At 54.5% G+C, this 23,008-nt stretch carries 18 protein-coding genes, 1 tRNA gene and 4 pseudogenes; 10 read left to right on the top strand and 13 right to left on the bottom strand.

The genetic code is table 11. The features are described from left to right. Window positions 1-46 precede the first annotated feature (46 nt). The 4 genes from B5G03_RS14735 to B5G03_RS18090 are packed head-to-tail and all read left to right on the top strand — an operon-like array spanning window position 47 to window position 6,993. Complete coding sequence (locus B5G03_RS14735; protein ID WP_087182430.1) at window positions 47-2,479, top strand: DUF6892 domain-containing protein; 2,433 nt, start codon at window positions 47-49, stop codon at window positions 2,477-2,479. An 11-nt stretch (window positions 2,480-2,490) separates the two neighbouring features. Then, window positions 2,491-3,495 (top strand): hypothetical protein, encoded by a 1,005-nt coding sequence (locus B5G03_RS14730; RefSeq protein WP_087182429.1) that lies wholly within the window; start codon window positions 2,491-2,493, stop codon window positions 3,493-3,495. A gap of 9 nt (window positions 3,496-3,504) precedes the next feature. Next, window positions 3,505-3,753, top strand: a complete 249-nt coding sequence (locus B5G03_RS14725) for a hypothetical protein (protein ID WP_058964321.1) — start codon at window positions 3,505-3,507, stop codon at window positions 3,751-3,753. Between the two features lie 60 nt (window positions 3,754-3,813). Further along, window positions 3,814-6,993: a suppressor of fused domain protein gene (locus B5G03_RS18090; protein ID WP_343286908.1), complete on the top strand. Its 3,180-nt coding sequence runs from the start codon at window positions 3,814-3,816 to the stop codon at window positions 6,991-6,993. Between the two features lie 432 nt (window positions 6,994-7,425). On the opposite strand, the gene istB is transcribed toward B5G03_RS18090, so the two are convergent. The 8 genes and pseudogenes from istB to B5G03_RS18190 form a co-directional block, all read right to left on the bottom strand. Then, complete coding sequence (gene istB, locus B5G03_RS14710) at window positions 7,426-8,166, bottom strand: IS21-like element helper ATPase IstB (RefSeq protein ID WP_087182442.1); 741 nt, start codon at window positions 8,164-8,166, stop codon at window positions 7,426-7,428. A 2-nt stretch (window positions 8,167-8,168) separates the two neighbouring features. Further along, a pseudogene (locus tag B5G03_RS14705) lies at window positions 8,169-9,038 on the bottom strand (Mu transposase domain-containing protein); the annotation flags it as partial. Between the two features lie 997 nt (window positions 9,039-10,035). Continuing rightward, the gene (locus B5G03_RS14695) at window positions 10,036-10,314 is read right to left on the bottom strand and encodes an Imm32 family immunity protein (RefSeq protein ID WP_087182428.1); all 279 of its coding nucleotides are present in this window, start codon (window positions 10,312-10,314) and stop codon (window positions 10,036-10,038) included. Between the two features lie 28 nt (window positions 10,315-10,342). Further along, window positions 10,343-11,173 (bottom strand): immunity protein Imm33 domain-containing protein, encoded by an 831-nt coding sequence (locus tag B5G03_RS14690; protein WP_343286907.1) that lies wholly within the window; start codon window positions 11,171-11,173, stop codon window positions 10,343-10,345. Window positions 11,174-11,188: 15 nt separating this feature from the next. Next, entirely contained in the window at window positions 11,189-11,539 is a 351-nt protein-coding gene (locus B5G03_RS14685) for a DUF6547 family protein (RefSeq protein ID WP_087182427.1), read from the bottom strand. A gap of 25 nt (window positions 11,540-11,564) precedes the next feature. Further along, window positions 11,565-12,413 (bottom strand): hypothetical protein, encoded by an 849-nt coding sequence (locus B5G03_RS14680; RefSeq protein WP_087182426.1) that lies wholly within the window; start codon window positions 12,411-12,413, stop codon window positions 11,565-11,567. Between the two features lie 79 nt (window positions 12,414-12,492). Beyond that, window positions 12,493-13,143 (bottom strand): annotated as a pseudogene (locus tag B5G03_RS14675) (hypothetical protein); the annotation flags it as partial. Next, complete coding sequence (locus tag B5G03_RS18190; RefSeq protein WP_481808420.1) at window positions 13,037-13,276, bottom strand: DUF4241 domain-containing protein; 240 nt, start codon at window positions 13,274-13,276, stop codon at window positions 13,037-13,039. The pseudogene B5G03_RS14675 and the gene B5G03_RS18190, both read right to left, overlap by 107 nt. Window positions 13,277-13,409: 133 nt before the next feature. On the opposite strand from B5G03_RS18190, the pseudogene B5G03_RS14665 reads away from it, so the two are divergent. The 6 genes and pseudogenes from B5G03_RS14665 to B5G03_RS14635 all read left to right on the top strand — a co-directional run. After that, window positions 13,410-13,661: pseudogene (locus tag B5G03_RS14665) on the top strand (replication initiator protein A); the annotation flags it as partial. 182 nt (window positions 13,662-13,843) lie between these two features. After that, a pseudogene (locus tag B5G03_RS14655) lies at window positions 13,844-14,161 on the top strand (plasmid recombination protein); the annotation flags it as partial. Window positions 14,162-14,233: 72 nt separating this feature from the next. Further along, complete coding sequence (locus B5G03_RS14650) at window positions 14,234-15,856, top strand: recombinase family protein (RefSeq protein WP_087182424.1); 1,623 nt, start codon at window positions 14,234-14,236, stop codon at window positions 15,854-15,856. A 145-nt stretch (window positions 15,857-16,001) separates the two neighbouring features. Continuing rightward, a complete protein-coding gene (locus tag B5G03_RS14645) occupies window positions 16,002-16,352 on the top strand; it encodes a desulfoferrodoxin family protein (protein WP_242962482.1) in 351 nt (116 codons plus the stop codon). Window positions 16,353-16,457: 105 nt separating this feature from the next. Further along, the gene (locus B5G03_RS14640; protein WP_087182422.1) at window positions 16,458-16,784 is read left to right on the top strand and encodes an alpha-helical endospore appendage domain-containing protein; all 327 of its coding nucleotides are present in this window, start codon (window positions 16,458-16,460) and stop codon (window positions 16,782-16,784) included. Window positions 16,785-16,917: 133 nt separating this feature from the next. After that, window positions 16,918-17,009 (top strand) — tRNA-Ser (locus B5G03_RS14635). Between the two features lie 245 nt (window positions 17,010-17,254). Here B5G03_RS14635 and B5G03_RS14630 read toward each other — a convergent pair. From B5G03_RS14630 to B5G03_RS14610, 5 genes are all read right to left on the bottom strand, one after another. Then, window positions 17,255-17,506, bottom strand: coding sequence for a glutaredoxin (locus tag B5G03_RS14630; protein ID WP_087182421.1), 252 nt, complete (start codon window positions 17,504-17,506; stop codon window positions 17,255-17,257). A 33-nt stretch (window positions 17,507-17,539) separates the two neighbouring features. Then, complete coding sequence (locus B5G03_RS14625) at window positions 17,540-17,908, bottom strand: RidA family protein (protein WP_058963076.1); 369 nt, start codon at window positions 17,906-17,908, stop codon at window positions 17,540-17,542. A 144-nt stretch (window positions 17,909-18,052) separates the two neighbouring features. Then, entirely contained in the window at window positions 18,053-19,318 is a 1,266-nt protein-coding gene (locus tag B5G03_RS14620) for a dicarboxylate/amino acid:cation symporter (RefSeq protein ID WP_087182420.1), read from the bottom strand. 53 nt (window positions 19,319-19,371) lie between these two features. Further along, entirely contained in the window at window positions 19,372-20,541 is a 1,170-nt protein-coding gene (locus B5G03_RS14615; RefSeq protein ID WP_087182419.1) for a MalY/PatB family protein, read from the bottom strand. Window positions 20,542-20,866: 325 nt separating this feature from the next. Continuing rightward, on the bottom strand, window positions 20,867-22,978 hold the full coding sequence (locus B5G03_RS14610) for a sigma-54 interaction domain-containing protein (RefSeq protein ID WP_087182418.1): 2,112 nt from the start codon (window positions 22,976-22,978) through the stop codon (window positions 20,867-20,869). Between the last annotated feature and the right edge of the window lie 30 nt (window positions 22,979-23,008).

Raw genomic sequence — 23,008 nt, 5'->3', positions numbered from 1 at the left:
ATGGCTGTCGCTATGATGTGGGAATTGGGAAAAGGGGAAACGACCGATGGCAGAGTTCAAACAAATCATAGAGGATGCGCTGGACATTCTGAAATTTGACGGAGCCGTACAGGACACTCTGGCGGAGCTTCGAGAAAAATGGGGCGCACAGGTCCCGGCGCTGCTGGATGAACGCTTTGACGCCATCGGCATCCAATATATGAAATTGCCCCATGAAAAAGGAGCGGCGGCCTTGGGGCAGGAACTCTCTGCCTTCGGCTGGGCGTTGTATAACCTGGACGATGAGGACGAGTATCTGTTTGCCTTGATCCCAGAAGAAGAACGCAGCGAATGGGAACGCTACTGCAAAAAGCAGGGGCAATATTGCCACCTGATGAAACAGCAAGGGCGAAAATGGGGCGACCATGCCAAGGAGCAGGACCCTGGGAAGCTGATGCCCTGCGAGGAGTACATACTTCAGGATGAGTACGATTATTTCTTCAACTCCCTGGCGGGTGATTTTGCGGCGGGCGAATGGAAAAACCAGGATGCAGAAGAATGGAAAAACGGCTGTGTGGCCGATCTGCGCTACCGTCCGCCGCAAGTAATCCGCTCCCACAGCTTGCCGCACTTTGGGTGCCTTACCTATTCCACGAAACATGAACTTTATGCCGCGTCCAGAGCCACTGGCAGCGGGACGATTGGCCGGGCATTACTGAGCAAGAATCCAGCCACGCTCAACTGGGCCGAACCGTCCCCCGTTGGATATGACGGTCCGCCCCGGACCCTGTGCTGGGCTGACCATTCCCTCTGGGTGGGCGATCCCACCAACGCCACACGGATTGAACTCACCGACCGGGGCACCTGTCAGGATGTGAAAAACTGGCCCCTGCCGGAAGATGGATGGAGCACCAAATACCATTGTGGCATCGTGACAGACGGTCTGGGCCGGGTCTACTTTTCCAACGAGTGGTACAAGGGGCAGATTTACCGATGGGAAAACGGCAAGGTAACAAAACACACCTTCTCTCTGAATGGATACGACCATCTCTCCGAGGCCGTTCCCGTTCCCGGCACAGGCCGCATTACCATGATCCACGCAGTCAGCGGCAAGGGGAGAATGGAAGAATGCCTGCTGGAACTGGACATGGACACCGGGCGGTGCCGCATTGCCCCGCTGCCCGGAATGGGCGAGGGACTGAAACTGCGCTGGTTTACCGGGGACTGGCTGCTGGTGCAGGGGAACGGCGAGATCCTCTCCGATGACTTTGCCCAGCTTATCAATAGGAACACCCGTGAAGTGCTGCGTATCCGTCCGGGAATGTTCGGCGGGGAGAAAATGCAGCACATTGGAATACTCACCGATGGCACGGTGGTGATCGTCACCCGGCGGGATAGGGTTGGGCCGGTGTTTCGTTATCCCATCGACTTCTGGGGTTTCCTTCGGACGGCAAACAAGCCCAAAAAGCTGGAATGGCGAGAGTACAAAGAAGTGTACCCGAATCTGCCAATCTTTCTTCCGCCCAAGACCACGGAGCGAAAAATCATTCTCAAAAAAGACAGCCTGACTATTCTGGGATCGGTATTTACGCCGCCGTTTACCCTGTCGCAACTTGCGGAAAAGCTGGGGTCCGCCCGCATTGTCCTGCAAAATGGAACACGGAAAAGCCCCATTACAGACAGGGAGAGCCCCTATACCCAGGCACTTGCTTTGTGGGACGAACTTGGACTCCAGGGCTGGTTGGATGAAGATGAGCAGACCATCAAAACCCTTGGTGTCCGGGTAGCGGCGCAGGGAGAGTATGCGGTCCGGCAGACATTTGACGGAGCGGTTTGGATTGGATCCAGGGACTACCGGGAGGCCGGCTGGAAGGATTTCGCCGGATTTGCCCATACCCTCAAATTAGGCGGCTTTACCGTTTATACCCGCTTGCCGGGGCCTGTTCCGGAGGAGCAGTCAGCGCAGAAAGTAAAGCTGGAGGCCCTCTCCGCCATGGTACAGATCAGCTGGAAAGAGCCGGAGCAAAAGGCGGCGAAAGCACAGAAATACAAGTTATCCAAACCGACGGAACCAGTGTTGCACTTTGATACCTTCAACTTCAAGCTCGCGGTCATGGAAGTCCTGATGTACGAGAAAGGCTTACTGGCGCCTAAACTGGATGCCCATGAGTTTGCCAGAGAATATAGCCGGCGCAAGATCGACATTGACGCGGAAGGGTATGAACCCATCCCGGAGATTCGGAAGTGGCTGGAGAAATACCAGATCCCGGAGCGGCTGGCCCGGTCGGTCACAGAAATCGAGATGGATGGCGGCAGCGAGATTTATACCCAGCTCTGTCCGTTCTGGGATGGCGAGGATGGAGCTTTTGATCTTAACACCATTACGGAGGCAGAACTGCGCCAGTTCCCCAATCTCAAACATATTACCCTCATGTCCTCCAAGCCGGAACAGGTGCTGCCCATTCTGGAGCGGTGCGGCATCGAAGTGGACTTGCTGTGAGGTGCGCTGCTATGAACGAAAAACTATTTCGCCCACAATTTAATGCACTGAAACTATCCGATAAGCTCTGGCTGATGCAGACGCTGGCGACTCGTTATCATTTGACATTCAAGGAACTGTACGCCTTTTCCCGCTGGGGACAAAGCTGCACCACCGGTCTGTTTGAAAAAGGTGGCCGGGAGTTTGTCTTTGTCCCCGGCGATACCGTGATTCTTGGCTGGGAGAGCTTTGTCCAAGGGATGGATAAGGCCAACCAGGAGGAACTGGCGGATACTTTTGCGGAAATCGAATACGAGGGCACTGCGGAGGAATTTCTCCGGCAGGGAATGACTCCAGTACGCCAGGTGACCATCGGCCCCATGTTCGTGGGCAGAAAACTGGAGGAGATCGGTTGGGAAAGCGTACCCATGAACGATCCACGCATCACCGCCCACCCCGACTGGCTGGAGAACTTGCAGAAATGGGCAGGCCAGAACAGCCAGAGTTTTGAAATACACGAAACGGTCCGCTTTGAGCGCAATGGTGATAGCTGGCGAGCTTGGCTGTGCCATCCAATGACCTACCCGGAGTTTCAGCGATCCCTGTTGTGGGAGCTGGCGGCCAGCCTTCCCACGCCGGATGAGTGGGCCTATCTGTGCGGGGGCGGATGCCGCACCCTGTTTCCTTGGGGGGATGGACTGGACTATTCCATGCATCTGCATCACTTTGAAAGCCAGGAAGACCAGGACAAGCCATACGACATGGAGCAGGCGAACTTCTTTGGCCTGTCTATTGCCTATGACCCCTATAAGCGGGAGCTGGTAGACGGGAAAACATTGACCACCTGCGGCGGCGACGGCGGCTGCAATATCTGCGGTGGCATGGGATCTTTGTTTGGATATTTGCCCTGTTCCCCTCACAGTAAACCGGAGGTTCGGGAAGATAATGAGATCCACAATGACTACGACTTCTTCCGTCCAGTGATCCGAGTGCAGACATCCGGGTGGAGAATGGTATCGACCGGAGAGGAGAGGTGATATTCCCATATGATCGAAGCAATTACGAAAATCCACACCACATCTTCTTCGGTTACATTTGAATGTGGCAATATAGCCGTTATTGGAAACGGTGAGTTTCGGGCTTTATCTGGGAAAGTGGATGGTTTTATCCTGTATGCCGACACTTTGCGGTATGAAAACGGGGCGAAGCTCTCACGGGATGAACAGGGGAATTTGAAGTGCCTGTATCAGCACTTTGTATGGAACCGTGAAGATTTTATAGACTGGGATATTTGAACGATGATTTACGGTGAAATAACAACCGTATAGAAAAGCCGAAATAAAGGAGGTACGGATATGGATTTGTTGAAACAATGCCAGCTCTGGTTTGAGCAGGACGAGGTGCAGAAGGTAATCGACGCCCTGGAAGCAATTCCCGCTGAGGAGCGCACCCCGGAACTGGACAGCGAATTGGCCAAGGCATATATTGCCGTTGCACATATAGGAGAACGGGAGCCTTTTGAAAAGGCGCTGGAACTTCTGGCCCCCCATGAGGAGTATTTTGCCGAAGATCATTGCTGGAATTATCGGATCGCTTCGGCCTATTACTATCTGGACGAGGAAGGCCCCGCCCTGCGTTACTTTGAAAGTGCCCTGAAAGCCCGCCCGGGCGACAAAGATACTCAGGAGTACATAGACGATTGCCGACGTCGGTTGTCCCTGCCCCGGTTTGAAAAGAACTTCCGGGAAAGAACGCAGGAAGCGTGGGCGGCCTTTGCTCAGATTGAGGCGGAGCTGCGTCAAATCATGGATATCGACGAAACGCGCCAACGCGGCGAAGAACTGATTGAAAAATGCGGGAATGCGCTCAAGACGGCCCTGCGTGATACTTCCTTTGAGCTGGGTTTCAATGGCGAAAAGTATGAATTGATCCTCAGTCCGGAGGGCCTTCGCTCCCGCCTGTTTCCGCTCGTGTACTTCCAGAAGCAGGCCCCGGAATCGGTGCTGGAGCATTGGGATATAAGGGTAGGCCGTCAGCCCTGTGAGGGGTTCGAGCTGCGGGCTGGAGAGATCAAGGTTCGGGCTGAGGATGTGCAGATGTGGGCCGAGAAAACCGACGATCAACAGGTGAGTCTGGTTCTTTGCTGTGAAAAGCTGACGCCGATCCTGAAAGAGGACACCGACAAGGTCTGGTGGGCCCTCTCGATGCTGGTGGATCAAACCATTGGAGAAGTTTCCGCTATTGCCTTTGTTGCCGGGTTTGATGTTTATGCTCAGCCGAAAGACGAACCGGCCATGCGCCTTACCCAGCTGCCGGAGTTGCTGCAGAGCATGGGACTCTCCCTTTGGAGGGATGGCAGCGACTATCTGGAGAACAGCTATCTTACCTACGAGCTGGAACCGGTGGAGGACCCGGAGGCCGACTGGCGGTTGGATGTATATGCCGGCGCCTGCCGCCTGCCAGTGCTCATCAACGACTATCTGTCTGCCCGCAGCGATGCGGTGGATGAGTACCACAGGGATGGCATCGCAGCGGGGTTCCTTTGCTACCCATTGGAAGGGTTTTCCGGAGAGGAGCGGAGCGAAGCCATTCTGGACTTCCGGGATGATTTGAGAGATGCCATTCTGCGGGAGGCAGGAGCGGAAGCTGTGACCTTCCTGGGTGGGGCTACCGGTCTGTACTATGGGTATCTGGATTTTATCGCATGGGATCTGCCCGCTGTACTGACAGCGGCACAGGCATTCTTTGAGGGAAGCAACCTGCCCTATGCACACTTCCACGCATTCCGGCGAGATGTGGGCGGTGTGCCGCTGCTGGATGAGGCGGAACCGGATCCTGACATTCATGAGGAAACCGGCTCTCTGCTTTCAGCAGAGGATATTGAAACACTGGAATCTTATGATGACGGAATTTCCGGCTACTTCTGGAGAATGCTTCAATGGCTGGAGGATTTCATCAAAACTGGCATTGAAGAAGGAAGATTCACCGAAAAGCAGGCCCACCAGGACCTGCAGATTGCCCTCTGGTACGCTTTTGCCTGCCTTAATCTGGATGACTATATCCATTATTATCAGGCAGCTCAGTGGATGAAGGATTCTGAGAAAAATGCCGCAGGCTGTGCTACCTGGTACTATCGGTATTCTGTGGCGCTGATGTACTGCAGCAGGCTGGAAGAGGCGCTCAACTATGCGGAGAAGGGAGCCCAGGAAGAGCCGGACTACCCCTGGATCTGGCTGCAGGTGGGGAAATTGAGGGCGCATTTTGGTGACAAAGCTGGCGCGCTGGATGCTGTTAAACAAGGATTGAAACTGGAACCCGGTGATTATGAGTTCCTGACCTTGCAGCAGGAGATCGAATCCGGAGCGACTTTGGAGCAGATGGAATACCACTGGATTAACCCGGATGCCGACCAAACGCTCCAGCAGGGACTGGACGAGGATGCGGATGGGAAACAGTATGCTCTGGCCTGTATCCGAGTAGACAAAGCGGGGCTTGCCGACTTTTATGAACTGTTCCACCCGGAGCGGTATGGCTATGAGAAAAATTCACCCTGCTGCGAATTTCGATACATGGTGAAGGAACATCTTGTGGATCTTTCCTTCCGTATGAACGAAGCCGGGCTCTCCAAAATGGGAGCGGACTGGCTGCGGCAGCTCAAAGAACGGCTGGACAGCGGGGAATGGTTGCTCCACACCCCGGAAGGGGAATCGGAGGGAACTTTGGTTGCAGTCTTCGTGGAGCAGAACCGTCGCATCAGTCTTGTCTATCAGCAGCCGGGAGACGATCAGTATTTTCAGATTTTCATGAATCCGGACGGCACAAAGGCGGATGCCATCTGGTCCTCGGCGGACAGGCGTGAGCCTGAGGTTTATTCGGAGGATGAGATGTCTGCGATAGAGCAGCACATCAAAAACACGTTTGGTGAGTTTGAGAATGTATTCCATGAGCTGGTTTCTCCCGACATCCATGTGGACATCTGCATTGTTCCTCCCACTGAGGAACGGGGTTATTACACACTGGTAACGATGGGTATGGGTGCTCACCGGATGAATGTGCCGAAGGAGCTGGAGGAATACAAGCTGGAGCGAGCGGAACTGGCCATCGCTCTGCCGCCGGATTGGAAACTGGATGAGGAATCCCTGAAGGATGAGCGGTGGTACTGGCCCATTGGCCTCTTGAAAGTGTTGGCCCGCCTGCCCATTTCCAACGATACCTGGCTGGGATTTGGCCATACAATGGACAAGCAGTCGCCCTTTGCGGAGAACACGGCACTCTGCGGCGCACTTCTGGTAGGCCCGCAGGATGTTGTCTGGAACGGAGGCGAAGTCTGCACTTTGCCCAGTGGCGAGGAGGTCAACTTCTATCAAGTGATCCCGCTCTATCATAATGAAATAGAGTATAAGATGGAGCATGACGCGGACGCTCTGCTGGAAAAGATGGCAGGCATCAGTTTTGTGGTCAACCCCACCCGCCAGAATGCCATCACCAGAGGAACGCTTGCAGAGGAGGAGTTCACCGACGATATTACGATTTGAGGCACACCTTCACCACCATGGCCCTCTCCAACGGTGTGGACGCGAAAATCCTGTCTAGTATGCTGGGGTACTGCAGTACCGGGTTCGCTCTCGATACCTGTACACATGTCATCAACGAGATGCAGCGAGGTACGGCGGAGAAGAGCAGTGGCTTCATGGAAATAGCTACGGCCAAACCGGAACTATCTGATCCACTGGAGGAGAGCAGGGGCAAGGTGATACCGTTTGAGCGAGTAGGGTAAAAGAAACGGAAGTCCAAGGGACATACATCTGTCCCTTGGACTTCCGTTTTGTTGCGCTGCATACGCCGCTCAAAAAGTGCAGCTTGACCGCAGATGATGGTGCATCACCTCCGCTTAAATGGTGCACCAATTCCGCCGAAATGGTGCATGGCGGCCGCAGGCGTGGTGCACGGGGCCGCCATGCGGGGAATCACTCGGGAATGCCCTTGCGCTTGCGCATGGACTCGCCCTCAATCTGGATGGTATAGGCGTTGTAGATGATCCGGTCACAGATGGCATCGGCGAGAGTCGGATCGTACAGGTTCTCGTGCCACTCGCTGGTGTCGTACTGGGAGCAGAAGATAGTGGAGGCCACCTTGTTTCTTGCCTCTACCAGTTCCAGCACATCCCGGGCCTCGGCCTCCTTGAGGGGATAGAGCAGCCACTCATCCAGGATGAGCAGTTTCTCTTTTCTGAGTTTTTTCATATAGTCCCGGTAGGTTCCGTTGGTCCGGGCCACAGAGATCTCCACCAGCAGATCGGGCAGGCGAATATACCGCACGGAATAGAAACTGCGGCTGGCAGCCATGCCAAGGGCGCAGGCCAGATAGGTCTTTCCGGCCCCAGTGGCTCCCAGAACGATGACATTGTGTGCTTCCTGGAGGTAGGTGCAGGAGGCCAGGCGCAGGATCTGCTCCCGATCCAGCCTTCGTTCCGGGTGATACTCAATATTCTCGACGCAGGCAGCAGGATCTGCGTAACCGGCGTTGCGGATGAGCCGGGTCAGGCGGTTGCTTTTCCGGGCGCTCCACTCCGCATCCACCAACATGGCAAACCGATCCTCAAAGGAAACGGTCTGGAATTGGCTGTCCTGCAGCTGGGTTGAAAAGGCTTCTGCCATGACGCCCAAGTGCATCTCCTGCAGCTTACGTACGGTTTCATTGCTCAGCATGGTCATTCCCCCCTCTTGTAGTAGCCGGCGCCTCGGGTAAACTTATGGGCTTTGGGCGCTTCCGGTTTGGGTAGAGCATCCTCATCCAGCAGCTTGTCCTGTCCGGATTTCAGGATGGACTGGACGCTTTTCAGGCTGGGGGAAGATGTGTAAGAGAGGGCTTTCCGACAGGCGTTCTCCAGCCGCTGCGGGGAATAGCGCTCTGCCAGTTTCAGCAGGGCCATACAGGACTTGTAACCCTGCTGCTCTATCTTGTGGGCAGAGAGGAAAAGCCGCACCACTGCAGCGGTGTGCTGGCCAATCTGCTCCGCCCAGCGGATGAAACGCTCACCATTCCATTGCAGGTAGGCCTGGTGGTCCGGCGGCATATGGTCCTCCACCGTGCTGTACTGGTTGGGACGGCCATGAAGCCGCAGATGAGAGGCGATACGGGTACCAGAGAAGAAAATTTCTACTGTGGTCCGGGTAAGGCGCACATCCACCTGCTGCTTGATGTACTCATACGGCACGGAGTAGTTCATGCGCTCCACACTGATGTGGTAGTTATACTGGACGGTTGCCACTTTCCAGACTGCCAGCTCGAAAGGAGCTGCCGGCAGCGGCTGCAGAAAGAGCTGCTCCTCGGCAAAACAGGATGCCCGGCTGCCTTCTCGTTTCTGAAATGGCTTGTGGTTGAAGATTTCCAGCTTCTCACGGATTGCTTGATTCAGTTCCACAAGGGACAGAAACTGGCGGTTGCGCAGAGCAGCCAGGATCCAGGTAGAGACCACGCCGACGGAGCCCTCCACAAAGGCCTTGTCCTTGGGACTGCGGGGCCGGGCGGGGAGAATGGCGGTGCCGTAGTGCTCCGCCATCTCCTGGTAGGACTGGTGGCCAACAGCTGGCCGCTGCCGGTATCCCACAGCTCTATGGGAGAGCTGCCACGATCCTGCTGAACAGCCATCAGACTGCCGTTTGTCCGTACCATGCAGGTATCTGAAAAATACAGTCCCTGCCGGACAGGGAAGGGGAGGGGAGTGATCGTTTCCTCTCCGGTCTGAGTCAGATAGAACCTGCCGCCCACCGAGAAGCACTGGTCATCCGGAGAGAAGAAGGGATGCCAGCCCGCATTGGGGATCACAACTTTTTGGGCGGACTTCAGATCAACCAGCACATACTCACCCTCGGTGACACGGTAGGCCGCTTTGCTCTGCCGGGGAGAGAGCATCCCAAAGCAGTAATAGGCAAAATTCGGGTCTTTTGACTTCTTGCATTTTACCGTTTCCCGCCACACCTCCGTGTTGCTACCAAAGTCAAAGACGACGATCTCCTCGCCTGTGTACCAGAGGGCCAAGTCGCCGCTGGCATCCAGCATGGCCTTCATGCTGTTTTTCTTGTTGGCAAAGGGCGTGATTTCATGGGTGCGGAGTGAGAACTGCTGGAGAAGATAGCTGTTGTTTAGCAGCAGGGTATCGTTGGGGCAAAGGATCTGCTCATAAGTCATCCGCTTGGCACCCAGAGAGACCGTTTCAAGGATCTCCCCGCTGCCATTGAAGTGATAGAGGGTCTCGTCCTCAAAATCTCCGACGACCCTCGTCAGGAAGAAGTCATCCCGTGTGAGGGTGGTAGCCAGGGGCATAAAACCGTTACTGTCCTTACCGACAAACCGATGGCACCGCGCCTGACCAATAGCGGCATCCGGATTCTGATAGACAAATCCTTTCCGCATCTGGCCCATCATGGCGCTGGCCGCCTTGCTCTTGACCTGGAAGGCGGAGTCGCACAGGATTTCCTTGACCTTCCCATCATTCAAGCAGGTTCGGATGGTATGTCCGTCAATTTCGATCCGCCACTGTTTATTCGTGGTTGGGTTTATAAAGGTTTTTTCAATCATGGTTTTGCCCGTTCCTCCCTTCGGATCAGGATACTTTTTCCCTCAGAGTTGATGCTATAGAGGTCATCCAAATGGATATGGAATCCATCCTCACGAACGGTTTCTGCCATTCCCAAAGCGGCTTTCGCCAACAGGAGCAGCCCCGCCCGGTTTCCCGTTAGCTCCAATTCATTTCCATCGGCATGAGTGGTAAAGGAGAGGTGGGCTTCCGGCTCTACCGGAAGGATGGGCAGCTGTTCATCATTCAGTTGAATGGTCAGTGTTTTGGGTTTCATCGCTTGTATCCCACCTTTTGAAAACTCCTCAATCAAAATCCATCCATACCAGGTGCTTCCCGCAGTGGAGGCACTGGAACAGATAGCATTGCAGATGTAGCAGCGCAATGATGTCGGGATCGTCGTTGCAGATTGTGTTCAGCTTGTAAATCCCGGCATTGTTGGGGTCGTCCATGTACTCCTCGCTCTCATCACCGGCGGTGAAGCGCCAGCCACTGTCCCAGTCGCCGTCCGGCTTCTCCCGGTAGCAGTAGCCGACCTTGCAGCCCTCCACCGTGATACGGTTGGTGGCAATGCAGCCATCGGCACCCTTCCAGTCAGAGAGTAGAGGTTTCACATCCTCCGCTTTCACATGGTAGTCCCGGTTGCGGCCAGCAGCCTCGTACAGCTCCTTCCGCAGCGCCTCCACATCCCGAGCCATCTCCTGGATCTCCTCGTTGTCCATCATCTCGCTGAGGTCATATTCCAGTGGGTTCTGGGCAAAATCCGCCAGGGCCTTGTTCATGGCGTCATGTTCCTCTGGCGTGGCGGCGATGCGGATACGGCGGGAAGGGGTGTTGTACTCATCCAGATCCTGAAGGTTTACACTGCCGCTGACACTGCACTCCAGCAGGATGGCGGCCAGATCAGTGACCACATCAACAGCGAAGTGAAAATCCATTTCCACACCACTGGAGTGGGTGAACTCCAGGTACTCCACGGTCTGGCGGAAGTTCCAGTGTTGTTTGTCCAGCCCAATCTTGGCAAATATCTCGCTGAGGGGGATCTCATCTTTCTTCTGGTCTTCCAAAAATGCCACAAGGTTCAGGCTGTCATCCGAACCTCCGATAAAGTTGCCCCAGTATTTTTTGATATACATCTGTCACACCTCCTATTATTCCGGCCATTCATCTCCGTCACAACGGCTGATGAAGTCATAGTGCAGGCTCTCAAAATAGTCGTTGGGATAGGATTCACCGTCCTGATGAAGCTCCAAACCATCCAAGTCCATCATTTTATTGATAAAAGCAAGAGTGGTATGGATACCCGCAATATGTTCGTCCTGAAGCATCTCGGCCAGTACATCTTTCTGCTCCGGGGTCAGTGTGGCGAGAAGATCATTCTTCGCCTTGTTGTCCTCCGTCTTGGGAAAGCCACCGCCCTTGACACAAAGTGCCGTCATGCTGTCTTTCCGCTCCACAAGGCCGTCAATAAATGCTTTATACAGTTCCAGCTCCTTGCTCATAGCAGATCCTCCATTCCCAAGCAATTTACTTTCGGATCAAACTCCCGTCATCAATGAAGGCAGCTTCCCGGATGCGCCGGAGGGATTCCGGCTCCAGCAAAAACTCCCGCAGATTCGGGTCCTCAAAGAAGGACATGGGACGCACCTGCGTCGGTCCGGCAACCGCCCACAGCCGCGATGTTGCCAACCGTTCAGCTGTCTGGAGAGCCTTCTCCCGTTCGCCCAAATAGAGATAGCGGGCGATTGCGTCCCGATATGAGGAGTCAGCCATGGGCACGCCTTGAATCTCCTCAAAGAGATCTACGGCATCCCTGGCGGTTCCGAACATACAGCAGTGGTTATAGAGCTTCCGCCTGGCATCGGGATCGTCTGACGAGAGCTTTTTATTCTGTTCCACCAGCTTTGCCCAGAGCTGCTCCTTCGTTTGAGGTTCCTCCGGTTCATGGTAGGGGTGGTTCTTGTCGTTGTCCGCAAAGGGCATAACGCCCCGCTTGAGGTAGTCCATCAGAATGTCACAGAACCGATCCCGCTGGGGGAGGCCGTTCTCAGCCCGGATGCGCGCCTGTTCTTTCATCAGTGCCTCAATCAGCTCCTGCTCCCGGTGGAGCTGGATGGAGGCCACCGTCATGGCAATCATGTGTTCATCGCTCACATTGCTGTAATACCACTCCTCCAGCCAGGGAAGGATGGCCAGATCCAAAGCCAGCGCCTTTTCATAGTCCAGGTTGAAATATGCGCCCTCGGCCTTGATCGCCGCTACCTGATGGGGATATTTATCGGCAAAGGATTCCAGCGTGTCCAAGGCTTCTTCTTTGCCATCCATGATCTCATAGCAGACAATGCGGACTTTTTTGGGGAGTTTCACGACATCCATATTGACGCCTCCTTTATCCTTTTTTCTGTAAGTAGTAAGTTCCACACCGGTCTCACAGCCGAGTGTCCAGGTTTCCTTTCTAACAGTCCGTATCCACCCGGATAATAGGCCGGTAGAAGTCATAGTCGCCGTTCAGTTCCTTGTTCTCCTGCGCTTCCGGCTTGCAGTGCGGCGAACAGGGCAGAAAACCGAGGAAGATTCCAAGTCCGCCGCAGATGCTGCGCCCGCCATCCCCGCCGCAAGTGGTAAACTGCCCGGCCTTCACCACCTCCCGCATATAGGGGTCATAGGCGATGGACAGGCCGAAGAAATTGGGCTCCTCCATATCGAAGGGCTTGTCCTCATCCTCCGGGCTTTCGAAGTGGTGCAGGTGCATGGAGTAGTCCATTCCATCTCCCCAGGGGAACAGGGTGCGGCATCCGCCGCCGCACAGATACGCCCACTCGTCTGCCGTAGGCAGCGAGAGCCTCTGCTTTTCCAGCCCGGCAAGAAGTGCATCGTAGTCTGTGCGGTTATAGATCCAGATCTGAAAGCCCTTTTCCGTCCGTTCAATGCGCGCTGACTGGTGCATAGTAAGGCTGTCAAGGTCGCTCGAGGCAAACTCCCGGAACTTTTTCAGCCAGTCAGGGTGGGCGGTCAATCTGGGATCGTCCATTGTGACCGGCTCCCAGTACAGTTCCTCCAACTCCCGGCCCGCCAGCATATTTCTCACTGGGCACCACACAGACCTTTACGGGATAAGTCCCGGCGGGGATTGTCTGTATAAAGGGCGGTGTGTCCTCCAGCTCCACCAGCGGATCGCAGGCGAAAATTGTTCCGGTAGGAAAGAGGACGGCCCCGATGTCCAGCACATCCACGCCCATATTCCCAATCACTTTCTCAGTGAAATGAGCGTCTAGGTCCGTTTTACAGGCCAATTTGTCCTTAACGGATTCATATTTGTTCAGCCATTCTGTTGTCGGCATACTCGTTTCCTCCTGTTGATTTGGTTTGAGCATATCCCGCAAGAATGGGTGGGCGGATGACTGCGGACGGATTTTCCTGTATTACCCTATCTGTGAAGTGGTCACACTGCTCCATTGTGGGCGGCAGAAAGCGGTGAATACCCTGCGGGAACTGCAATACGCCGGACTGGTGGAGATCCAGAAGCAGGGCTGTGGAAAACCCAACCGCATTTTTCCAAAATCCTATGAAGCGGTTCCAAACACCGACTTCAAGAAATCCCGTTCTGGTACACCGGAGGACTGAAAACCGTACCCATGAAGTACGGAAATCACTCCTGAGACGTACGAAAACCGGACGGTATATAGAAATACAAAGATAAAAAGATTGATTTATATTCTATCCATTCCAATCCTATCCGAGCTATTTTCTGCGGGATTTTCCCTGTGGAAAACCCCGGATAGGAAAGGAATGGGGAAAGGAGCAGAATGGCACAACACGCAATTTTGCGGTTTGAGAAGCACAAGGGCAACCCGGCAAGGCCGCTGGAAGCCCATCACGAAAGACAGAAAGAACAATACGCCAGCAATCCCGACATTGACACAAGCCGGAGTAAATACAATTTCCATATCGTCAAGCCGAAGGGACGCTATTACCACTTCATTCAGAGCCGTATCGAGCAGGCCGGATGCCGGACAAGGAAAGACAGCACACGGTTTGTCGATACGCTGATAACCGCTAGCCCGGAGTTTTTCAAGGGGAAATCCTCAAAGGAGATACAGGCGTTCTTCCAAAGGGCGGCAGACTTATGATATAATTGCCATAGAGCAAAAGTATTGTAAGCGTGGGTTGTTTCTTTAGAAGGAGGATTTTTAACGGTGAAACAACCTTACAATACTACGATTTACAACACGGCGCTTTATATGAGATTGAGCCGGGACGATGAACTGCAAGGAGAAAGCGGGAGTATTCAGACACAACGCATGATGCTCCGGCAATATGCCGCCGAGCATGGCCTGAATGTCATAGATGAATATATCGACGATGGATGGTCTGGAACGAACTTTGACAGGCCGGATTTTCAGAGAATGATTGATGACATTGAGGACGGGAAAATCAACTGCGTTGTTACGAAGGATTTATCCCGCTTAGGCAGAAACTACATTCTGACCGGCCAATACACGGAAATCTACTTTCCCAGCAAAGGCGTCCGCTATATCGCTGTCAATGACAATGTGGACACCATCAACGGAGAGAATGAGCTTGCCCCATTCCTCAACATTCTGAATGAAATGCACGCCCGCCAGACCAGCAAAAAGGTAAAAGCGGCCATGCGGACACGGTTTGCAAATGGCGCACACTATGGAGCCTATGCCCCGCTGGGCTATGTCAAAGACCCGGATAAGAAAGGTCATCTTTTGGTTGACCCGGAAACAAGGTGGATTATCGAAAAGATTTTTGACCTTGCCGTTCATGGCCGGGGAGCCGCCAGCATTACACGGATTTTGGGCGAAGAAAAAGTACCTACTCCCGGCTGGCTGAATTTCCAGAGATACGGCACTTTCGCAAATATCTATGCCGGAGCGCCGGAGGAAAAAGCCTATGCGTGGACGATAGCGCAGGTAAAAAGTATTCTGAAAGAGGAAACCTATATCGGACACAGCGTCCACAATAAGCAGACCAACATTTCATTCAAAAACAAGAAGAAAGTACGCAAGCCAAAAGAGGAATGGTATCGTGTGGAGAACACCCACGAAGCGATTATTTCCGAAGATGTGTTCCGTCAAGTACAGGAGCAGATTTGCAACAGGCGCAGACGGCAGAAGAACGGCACAACGCAGATATTTTCCGGGCTGGTAAAATGTGCGGACTGCGGTTGGTCGCTGGCCTATGGTGTGAACAGTCAGAACAAAAATCCCTATGCCCACTACCATTGTAGCAAGTACGGGCAAGGATTGCACCAGTGTTCCATGCACTATATCCGTTATGATGTGCTTTATGCCTATGTCCTTTCCCGTCTGCAATACTGGTCTGTGCTGGCACAGCAGGACGGGGACAAACTTCTGAAACGGCTACTTAACGCCAGCGACAAGGAACGCAATACCGCAAGGAAGCGGCAGACAGCCGAACTGAAAAAGGCGGAAAAGCGCAAAGCAGAAGTAGACACCCTGTTTGCAAAAATGTATGAGGACTGGTTTGCCGGACGCATTACAGAATACAATTTCAATATGCTGTCCGAAAAGTATCAGGGTGAACAGCGAGAATTGGACGCAAAAATTGAACGGCTTCACGAAGCGATGGAGGCCGCCGCCCAGACAGCGGTTGACGCTGAAAAGTGGATAGGTCTGATGAAACAGTATGTCAATCCAACGGAACTGACCGCCGAACTTTTGAATACGCTGATTGAAAAAATCGTTGTCCATGAAGCGGTCAAAGGTGAGGACGGAAGCCGGGAACAGGAGGTAGAAATCTTCTACCGCTTTATCGGCAAGATTGATTGAATGACACCAATATCTTTAACTATGTGATACCAGAAAAGGGCTGCCGGATATCACGCTGATCGAACCTCTTGCAGCAGCATTGAGCGTCAGCCTGATGGAACTGCTTTCCGGGGATAAAATCAGTAACAATAACCGGGCGGCGAATATGCTTCGCACGGTATTTTATGTCTGCCCCGTTTGCAGCAATGTGATCCCCGCCGCCGGACAGGCAGCGATCAGCTGCTGCGGCATTTCGCTGCCGCAGCTTGAGCCGGAGGAAATGAACGGGGAACATATGGTACGGATCGAAGCTGTGGAAGATGAGCAGTTCGTCACATTGGATCATCCCATGAGCAAGACTCATTTTATCTCCTTTATTGCGTGGGTATCCGGCGACCGGGTGGAATTGGTCAAGCTGTACCCGGAAGTAAACGCTCAGTGCCGGCTGCATATGAGAGGGCATGGTTATCTGTATTTGTACTGCAACCGGCATGGGCTGATGCGTAAACGGCTGTGACAGCCCGGCCGCAGATAGAACTCTTTCACAAAAAACAGGGGACGGCATATAGTGGGATAACCAACACCAAAGTGTGGGGAATTCACATCACGGAGGTAATGAACCATGTCTATGCCGAGCATTGCACGCAATCCCGATCCCGTTACCATGCACCAGGCGATCACCGACCTGCTGGAAAGCATCGCTCTGGAGGAAACCGCCATGAGCCACATCCTGAACGCCGAGGGCGAGAAGCTGCAGAAAGCCATCGCCATGGAGGATATCGACTTCTGTCAGCTGATGGAGGTCAATGAGTCTGTTGCCAATATGGTCAACGTGATCGGCGGCCTGGAGAACATCCTGAAGGATAAGCTGGAGTTCGTGGCCAACAATCTCTACTATCCCAACTGCGGCTGTGACGACGGCTGCAACAACAACTGCGGCGGCTGCTGAATCGCCCAGCTCCCGCGCCGGATTTGTGCATCCGGCGCGGGATTTTTCTGCAAAAATTTGAAAAACAGGTGTTGACAAGCGGCATAAAATCCGGTATTATATACAAGCGCGGTTGACGCGCAGCAAAACAGATGGAAAGATGGCTGAGCTGGTCTAAGGCGCACGACTGGAAATCGTGTGTGGGCCATAAACCCACCGAGGGTTCGAATCCCTCTCTTTCCGCCAGAAAAATCCGTAAGCTGAAAGGCTTGCGGATTTTTTGTTTTACAATGACTTGGGCGGGGATTCAAACCAAAAAGAGTGATCGCCGTGAAGAAAATCTTCCGGCGCTGATTCTCGAATACAGCGCATAAATGCCCGGCAGAATGCGATTCTGCCGGGCATTTTCATTGAATATAAGAGTTTGCCTGTTTTCCGATAATAAACAAACACCGCCAGGAATACCTGGCGGTGTTTGTTCAAAAGTGTTTTTACTTCAACACGGTCTCAAGGTTACGCGTGACAGTGCCGTCTTCCAGCACAAAGCAAGGAATACCAATGCCGCCGTTTGCACGCACATCGGCATAGGCCGGATCATCCTGCCGCAGGGACAGATATACTTTCAGGTCGGCCAAGCTGGCAGAAAGATTTTTAAAATCAATTTCTGCCTTCGCTTCGCTCAGACGATTCAGGGCATACAGGGTATCGGGGCACAGATGGCTACCAATTACAGTAACTTTCACGGTAAATACTCCTTTTATATCGTGTTTTGATTTTTACTTCTCGGCGATGGCTTCGATCTCGCACAGGGCGCCCTTGGGCAGGTCCTTCACGGCCACGCAGCTGCGGGCAGGCTTGGAGGTGAAGTACTTGGCGTACACCTCGTTGAAGGCAGCGAAGTCGCTCATGTTGGCCAGGAAGCAGGTGGTCTTTACAACCTTGTCCAGACCGGAACCAGCAGCCTCCAGAATGGCGCCCACGTTCTTGCAGCTCCACTCAGCCTGAGCAGCGATGCCCTCGGGCATGGTGCCGGTGGCGGGGTCGACAGGCAGCTGGCCAGAGGTGATCACCAGATCACCCACAACAAAGCCCTGAGAGTAGGGGCCGATGGCGCCGGGAGCGTTTTTGGTATCGATAATAGTCATGACAGAAGTCCTCCTTGGATGAAATCTTGGTGCAGCCGATTGTTCAAAAATGCACAATGATGAAGCTGCTTAACCTATGTTTATAACTATAACAACTTTGCCAGGAAAATGCAATGGGGGAAACGGGAGCTTTTTGAATTTACATTAAGCTGCTTCGCCCTTTGCCTTTACGGCGTTTACCAGCCAGTTCTTGCCTTCGACCATGCGGGAGACCATCATGGAAGCAATGGTGTCGCCGGAGGCATTCAGGCAGGTAGCGGCGGGATCGAACAGGAAGCCCAGGGTGGCAATCAGGGGGAAGGCCTCAGCAGGGAAGCCGAACATGCTCACGATGAGCATCTCGCCCACCAGACCGCCGCCGGGAGCACCGGACAGAACGAACGCGGACAGCACAGCAACCACGATGGCCATGGCATAGGTGCTCACACCGGTAAAGGGCATGTTGAACACGCCGAACAGGAAGGCGATCTTGGTGATGGAGCTCAGCACGGAGCCGTCCATGTGCATGGTGCAGCCCATGGGCAGAACCAGGTCGCTCACGTCCTTGGGAACGCCGATCTTATCGCAGGTTTCCTTGTTGACGGGCAGAGTGGCAGCGGAGCTCTGGGTGGCGAAAGCGGTCACAGCGGGGGTGAAGATGTACTTCAGCATCCGCTTCACGCCCAGCTTGCCAGCAGCAAAGAAGGCATACAGGGGGAAGAACACAACCACATACAGCAGGCACAGGGGGTAGTAAACCACCATGGAGCGGCCGTAGTCACCGATGATCTGAGGACCATATTCGGCTACCAGGTTGGCAAAGTATGCGCCCAGACCGATGGGGGCAATGGACATGATCAGGCCGATGAACTTCATGATGACTTCATTCAGGTTGGCCAGCAGCTTGCCCACCGGGCTCTCGTCGCCGCCGCAGGCAGAAACGCAGAAGCCGAACAGAATGGCAAAGATGATCAGCGGCAGCATGTGGTCCTTGCTCAGAAGGCCGGAGAAGTCGTCCACGGTGAGGGAGCCCACGATCATCTCGCTTACGCTCTGCATCTCACCCATTTCAGCGGAGCCCATCTGGATGTTGGTTCCGGCGGAGGGGCTGAACAGGTTGACCCAAACCAGCACGCAGACGCCTGCAATGGCGCCGGTGGCCAGAAAGCTGAAGATGGTGCTGCCCAGGATCTTGCCCAAGCGCTTCATGTTGGCCATGCTGCCCACAGCGGAAGCGATGGAGACGAATACCAGAGGAACCACGATGGTGAACATCAGGTTCAAAAAGATCTGGCCCACAGGTTTCAGGGTCTGGCCCAGACTGGGGGAGACCACGCCGATGATGGAACCGATGCCGATGCCGCCCAACAGCAGGATGGGGAGTTTGTACTGCTGCCACAAGGACGCTTTCTTGGTGGTAGTGTTAGACATGATGATTCTCCTTTTCCTTTATCGTCCCGTCCGCACGGGATGTTGTTACGATTTTATAATGCCTTCACAGCCTCTTCCAGCTGCTTCATGGCCTGTTCCAGAACCTTGCGGGAGCATGCCGCGTTCAGACGCATGAAGCCGTTCAGGCTGCGCCCGAAGCTCCAGCCCTCGTTCAGGCCAAGCCCCGCCTTCTCGATCATGAAACGGCGCAGCTCCTCGTTGGTCATGCCCAGTTCCCGGCAATCCAGCCATACCAGATAGGTGGCATCCGGCAGGTTGGGTTTGATCTGAGGAATGTGAGCGGCGCAGTAATCCCGGATAAAGTTGAAGTTGCCGTCGATGTACTCCAGCAGCTGGTCCAGCCATTCCTCGCCCTCGTTGAAGGCGGCCTCCATGGCGGTCAGGCTGAAGGCGTTATTGCGGTGGATGTCCATGTTCATCCAGGCCTTGTCATACAGCTCCTTCATCCGCATATTGGGGAACACGGTGGTGGAGGCCTGCAGGCCTGCCAGGTTGAAGGTCTTGGTGCCGGAGATGCAGCTGATCACCTCGCCGGCCACCTGCTCGGACAGGCTGGCGGTGGGGATATGGTTCTTGCCATGGAACGCCAGGTCCGAATGGATCTCGTCGGAAACCATCAGCACGCCGTATTTGCGGCACAGGTCGGTCATGCGGGTCAGCTCCTCACGGGTCCACACGATACCCAGAGGATTGTGGGGGCTGCACAGCAGGAACATGCTCACCTGGGGCAGTTTGGCTTCAAAGTCTTCCCAGTCCACAGTCCATTTGCCGTCCTTTTCCACCAGCTGGTTTTCCACCACGGTGCGGTTCCAGGCCTCGGTCACGTCGTAGAACTCACCGTAAACGGGAGTCTGAATCAGTACCTTGCTGCCTTCCGGAGTAAACAACTTTACCAGCATGCTCAGCGCGGGCACAACGCCCAGGCTCCAGCTCACCAGGCTGCGGTCGATGGTCCAGCCATGGCGGCGCTGCTGCCAGTTGCAGATGGCCTCAAAGTAGCTGGCCGGGCGGCTGGTGTAGCCCCAGATACCCTCCTGAGCCCGGGCGGTCAATGCGTCGATCACCGGCTGGGGCGACTTGAAGTCCATATCCGCGATCCACAGAGGGATCACCTTGTCGGTGCCGAATTTTTTGATCCGTTCGTCATACTTGGCGGCGTTGTTCTTGCTGCGGTCCACAACGGTGTCAAAATCGTATTTCATAAAATTGGTTCCTGCCTTTCTGTTTGGGCGCTCGGCCACGTTTCTCTGCCCAAATTATAGCAAGGGGCGTGCCAAAACCGAAGAAACGGACGAGGTTACCACTCGTTTCAGCGTTTTCACAGTTTTGAACTTGTACTTTGCAGCAAGTTGACGATGAAATTTGCAGGTCAGAAAATCATCTGCCCAAAAAGAAAACAGGCCGGACCGCAGAAAGCTCTGTGCGGTACCGGCCTGTTCCTTATATATAAGACAAAATGCGGTGAAAAATGGTTGACCAATAAACGAAAAATATTGGTTGCTACTAAGGAAGATTTAGGTTAACTGGTCATAATTGGTCGTTTGATGTGCGGGCAGTCAGCAAACGGATGCCTTCTTCCGTCAGATGGCTGCCGCCCCGGCCACGTTCAATGCGCAGATATCCCGCCTGAGCCAGTTCACTCATCAAACGGCGAACCTGCTGCTGAGAGAGTGGCCGGTTCATCTGACGGGCAGCAGAGAGCAAGCTGTCCCGCCCGGCGGGTCGTCCCTGGCGGGCGGCCTGATGGATCAGCTGAAGAATCATCCATTGCTCTTCATTCAGCTGAGGCGGAGGAGAGGTCGGGTCCGGCAGGTTGGCTGGGGCGGCTGTCGCAACGCTTACCGTCGGCGCAAGCCTGCCGCCGGAACTTCCGGCGGGCAGGTAATGGAAGGTGGGCGGCAGGTCCTCCGGAGTGATGACCTGGCTGCCGGTGTAGCTGAAATATTCCACCACGTTGCGCAACTCCCGGATGTTTCCCCGCCACTGATGGGCCAGCAGCATCTGTTCCAGCTCGGGGGAGAGGGTGAACTCCACCCCGCTTTTCTTGCGGAAATGCTCGATGAGCAACAGAAGATCACCCTCCCGCTGGCGCAGCGGAGGGATGAGGGCGGGCAGGGTATTCAGCCGGTAGTACAGGTCCCGACGGAAGCTGCCCTGTTCCACCAGCTCCTCCAGATCCTCGTTGGTGGCAGCCACGATGCGCACATCCACGCGAATGATCCGGTTGCCGCCCACCGGCATGATTTCGTGCTCCTGCAGTACACGGAGCAGCTTACATTGCAGTGCAGGGCTCATGCCCTCCACCTCGTCCAGAAACAGGGTGCCCTGGTGCGCGAACTCGAACAGACCGGGCTTGCCGCCTCGCCGGGCTCCGGTAAAGGCGCCGGCCTCATAGCCGAACAGCTCGCTTTCCAGCAGATTTTCCGGCATGGCCGCACAGTTGATGGCCACAAAGGGGCCCTGTGCCCGGGGGGATGCGTTGTGCACCGCGTGGGCAAACAGCTCCTTGCCGGTACCGGTCTCACCAATCAGCAGAATAGGCAGCGGAGTGGCGGCCATTTTCTTTAGAATTTCGATGGTGCGCTGGATGGAAGCGGAACGTCCGATCACATTTTCAAAGGTGTATTTGGCCCGGTAGCCCTTGGGGCTCAACTGGCTGCGCAGTTCATTCTGGCGCTGCTCTGCGTCGCTGAAACGCTGCACCGTGGCGAATGCACCCAGACACACCCCGCCTCGCAGCACCGGAGCGACGGTCACAGTCAGGTTGGTACCGCCTGCCCGCACCACCTTGGCGGGAATCGCCTCCTTGCTTTTCAGGCATTGCTTGAAGGGGATAAAGGGGTAAACGTCACTGGCCCGGCGGTGCAGGGCAAGAGCGTTGCTCACCTGAGTGATCTGTTCCAGTTTTTTGTTGCAGGCAAATACCTCGCCCTTCTCGTTCACGCCCACCAGACCTTCGTCCAGAATGTCCATCAGAATATCAAACTGACTTTCCAGACGGCGGCTGCGGTTGAACAGCCGGTCGAAGCTATAGGTGTTGGTGGCCACGATCTCCTGATAATGATGAAAGCGGGGTGTTTCCAGCAGATCTTCCAGGCCCAGTTTCAGGGCGGCCTCCGTCATGGTGGCGCTGGTGCAGACGCGCTGGCCAATATCAATGACCTCTTTTGCACCCTCAGGAACATAGCGCTGCTCGTTGGGGGTGATCACAAAATCATAAAGATTCATATCCGGCTCGGGGCAGCCCGGATGATACAGATCGAACTGCAGCTGGTTCACGCCCAGCTGATTCAAACGGCTCACCGCTTCCCGGCTCATCTTGTCGCTCAGGTTTACGAACAGCACCCGGCTTCCCGCGGGAAGCTTTTGCAAACGGCGCACCACGTCCCACAAAAAGGTAAGCTCGATCTCGGTGATCTCTGCGTCCAGGGGCAGATATTGCCGCAGATCGCTGCCGGATTCAAAGGCGTCGGTGGAGGTCATATACAGATCGTACCGCCGCCGGGGCAGCTGATTCACGGACCCATCCCGTACGCTGTAAACCTGAACGCTCACCTGGTCGCCGAACAAGTCCTTTACCTGTTTGCCGTAAAACCGCCCTGCCAGCGGGTCCCAGGAAATCACCGCAATGTTTTTCATAAACAATTCACCTGCAACCAATTTTAGTAA

This window comes from Gemmiger sp. An50, assembly GCF_002161595.1.
GTDB lineage: Bacteria > Bacillota > Clostridia > Oscillospirales > Ruminococcaceae > Allofournierella.
Note: the sequence above shows the minus strand (reverse complement) of the source record. Positions and strands in the feature narration are given on the sequence as shown.

What these genes read in the sequence shown, in the direction of transcription:
- B5G03_RS14735 (WP_087182430.1), top strand. Translation starts at nt 47, where the DNA reads ATGGCAGAGTTCAAACAAATCATAGAGGATGCGCTGGACATTCTGAAA.
- B5G03_RS14730 (WP_087182429.1), top strand. Translation starts at nt 2,491, where the DNA reads ATGAACGAAAAACTATTTCGCCCACAATTTAATGCACTGAAACTATCC.
- B5G03_RS14725 (WP_058964321.1), top strand. Translation starts at nt 3,505, where the DNA reads ATGATCGAAGCAATTACGAAAATCCACACCACATCTTCTTCGGTTACA.
- B5G03_RS18090 (WP_343286908.1), top strand. Translation starts at nt 3,814, where the DNA reads ATGGATTTGTTGAAACAATGCCAGCTCTGGTTTGAGCAGGACGAGGTG.
- istB (WP_087182442.1), bottom strand. Translation starts at nt 8,166, where the DNA reads ATGCTGAGCAATGAAACCGTACGTAAGCTGCAGGAGATGCACTTGGGC.
- B5G03_RS14695 (WP_087182428.1), bottom strand. Translation starts at nt 10,314, where the DNA reads ATGAAACCCAAAACACTGACCATTCAACTGAATGATGAACAGCTGCCC.
- B5G03_RS14690 (WP_343286907.1), bottom strand. Translation starts at nt 11,173, where the DNA reads ATGTATATCAAAAAATACTGGGGCAACTTTATCGGAGGTTCGGATGAC.
- B5G03_RS14685 (WP_087182427.1), bottom strand. Translation starts at nt 11,539, where the DNA reads ATGAGCAAGGAGCTGGAACTGTATAAAGCATTTATTGACGGCCTTGTG.
- B5G03_RS14680 (WP_087182426.1), bottom strand. Translation starts at nt 12,413, where the DNA reads ATGGATGTCGTGAAACTCCCCAAAAAAGTCCGCATTGTCTGCTATGAG.
- B5G03_RS18190 (WP_481808420.1), bottom strand. Translation starts at nt 13,276, where the DNA reads ATGGGCGTGGATGTGCTGGACATCGGGGCCGTCCTCTTTCCTACCGGA.
- B5G03_RS14645 (WP_242962482.1), top strand. Translation starts at nt 16,002, where the DNA reads ATGCTTCGCACGGTATTTTATGTCTGCCCCGTTTGCAGCAATGTGATC.
- B5G03_RS14640 (WP_087182422.1), top strand. Translation starts at nt 16,458, where the DNA reads ATGTCTATGCCGAGCATTGCACGCAATCCCGATCCCGTTACCATGCAC.
- B5G03_RS14625 (WP_058963076.1), bottom strand. Translation starts at nt 17,908, where the DNA reads ATGACTATTATCGATACCAAAAACGCTCCCGGCGCCATCGGCCCCTAC.
- B5G03_RS14620 (WP_087182420.1), bottom strand. Translation starts at nt 19,318, where the DNA reads ATGTCTAACACTACCACCAAGAAAGCGTCCTTGTGGCAGCAGTACAAA.
- B5G03_RS14615 (WP_087182419.1), bottom strand. Translation starts at nt 20,541, where the DNA reads ATGAAATACGATTTTGACACCGTTGTGGACCGCAGCAAGAACAACGCC.
- B5G03_RS14610 (WP_087182418.1), bottom strand. Translation starts at nt 22,978, where the DNA reads ATGAAAAACATTGCGGTGATTTCCTGGGACCCGCTGGCAGGGCGGTTT.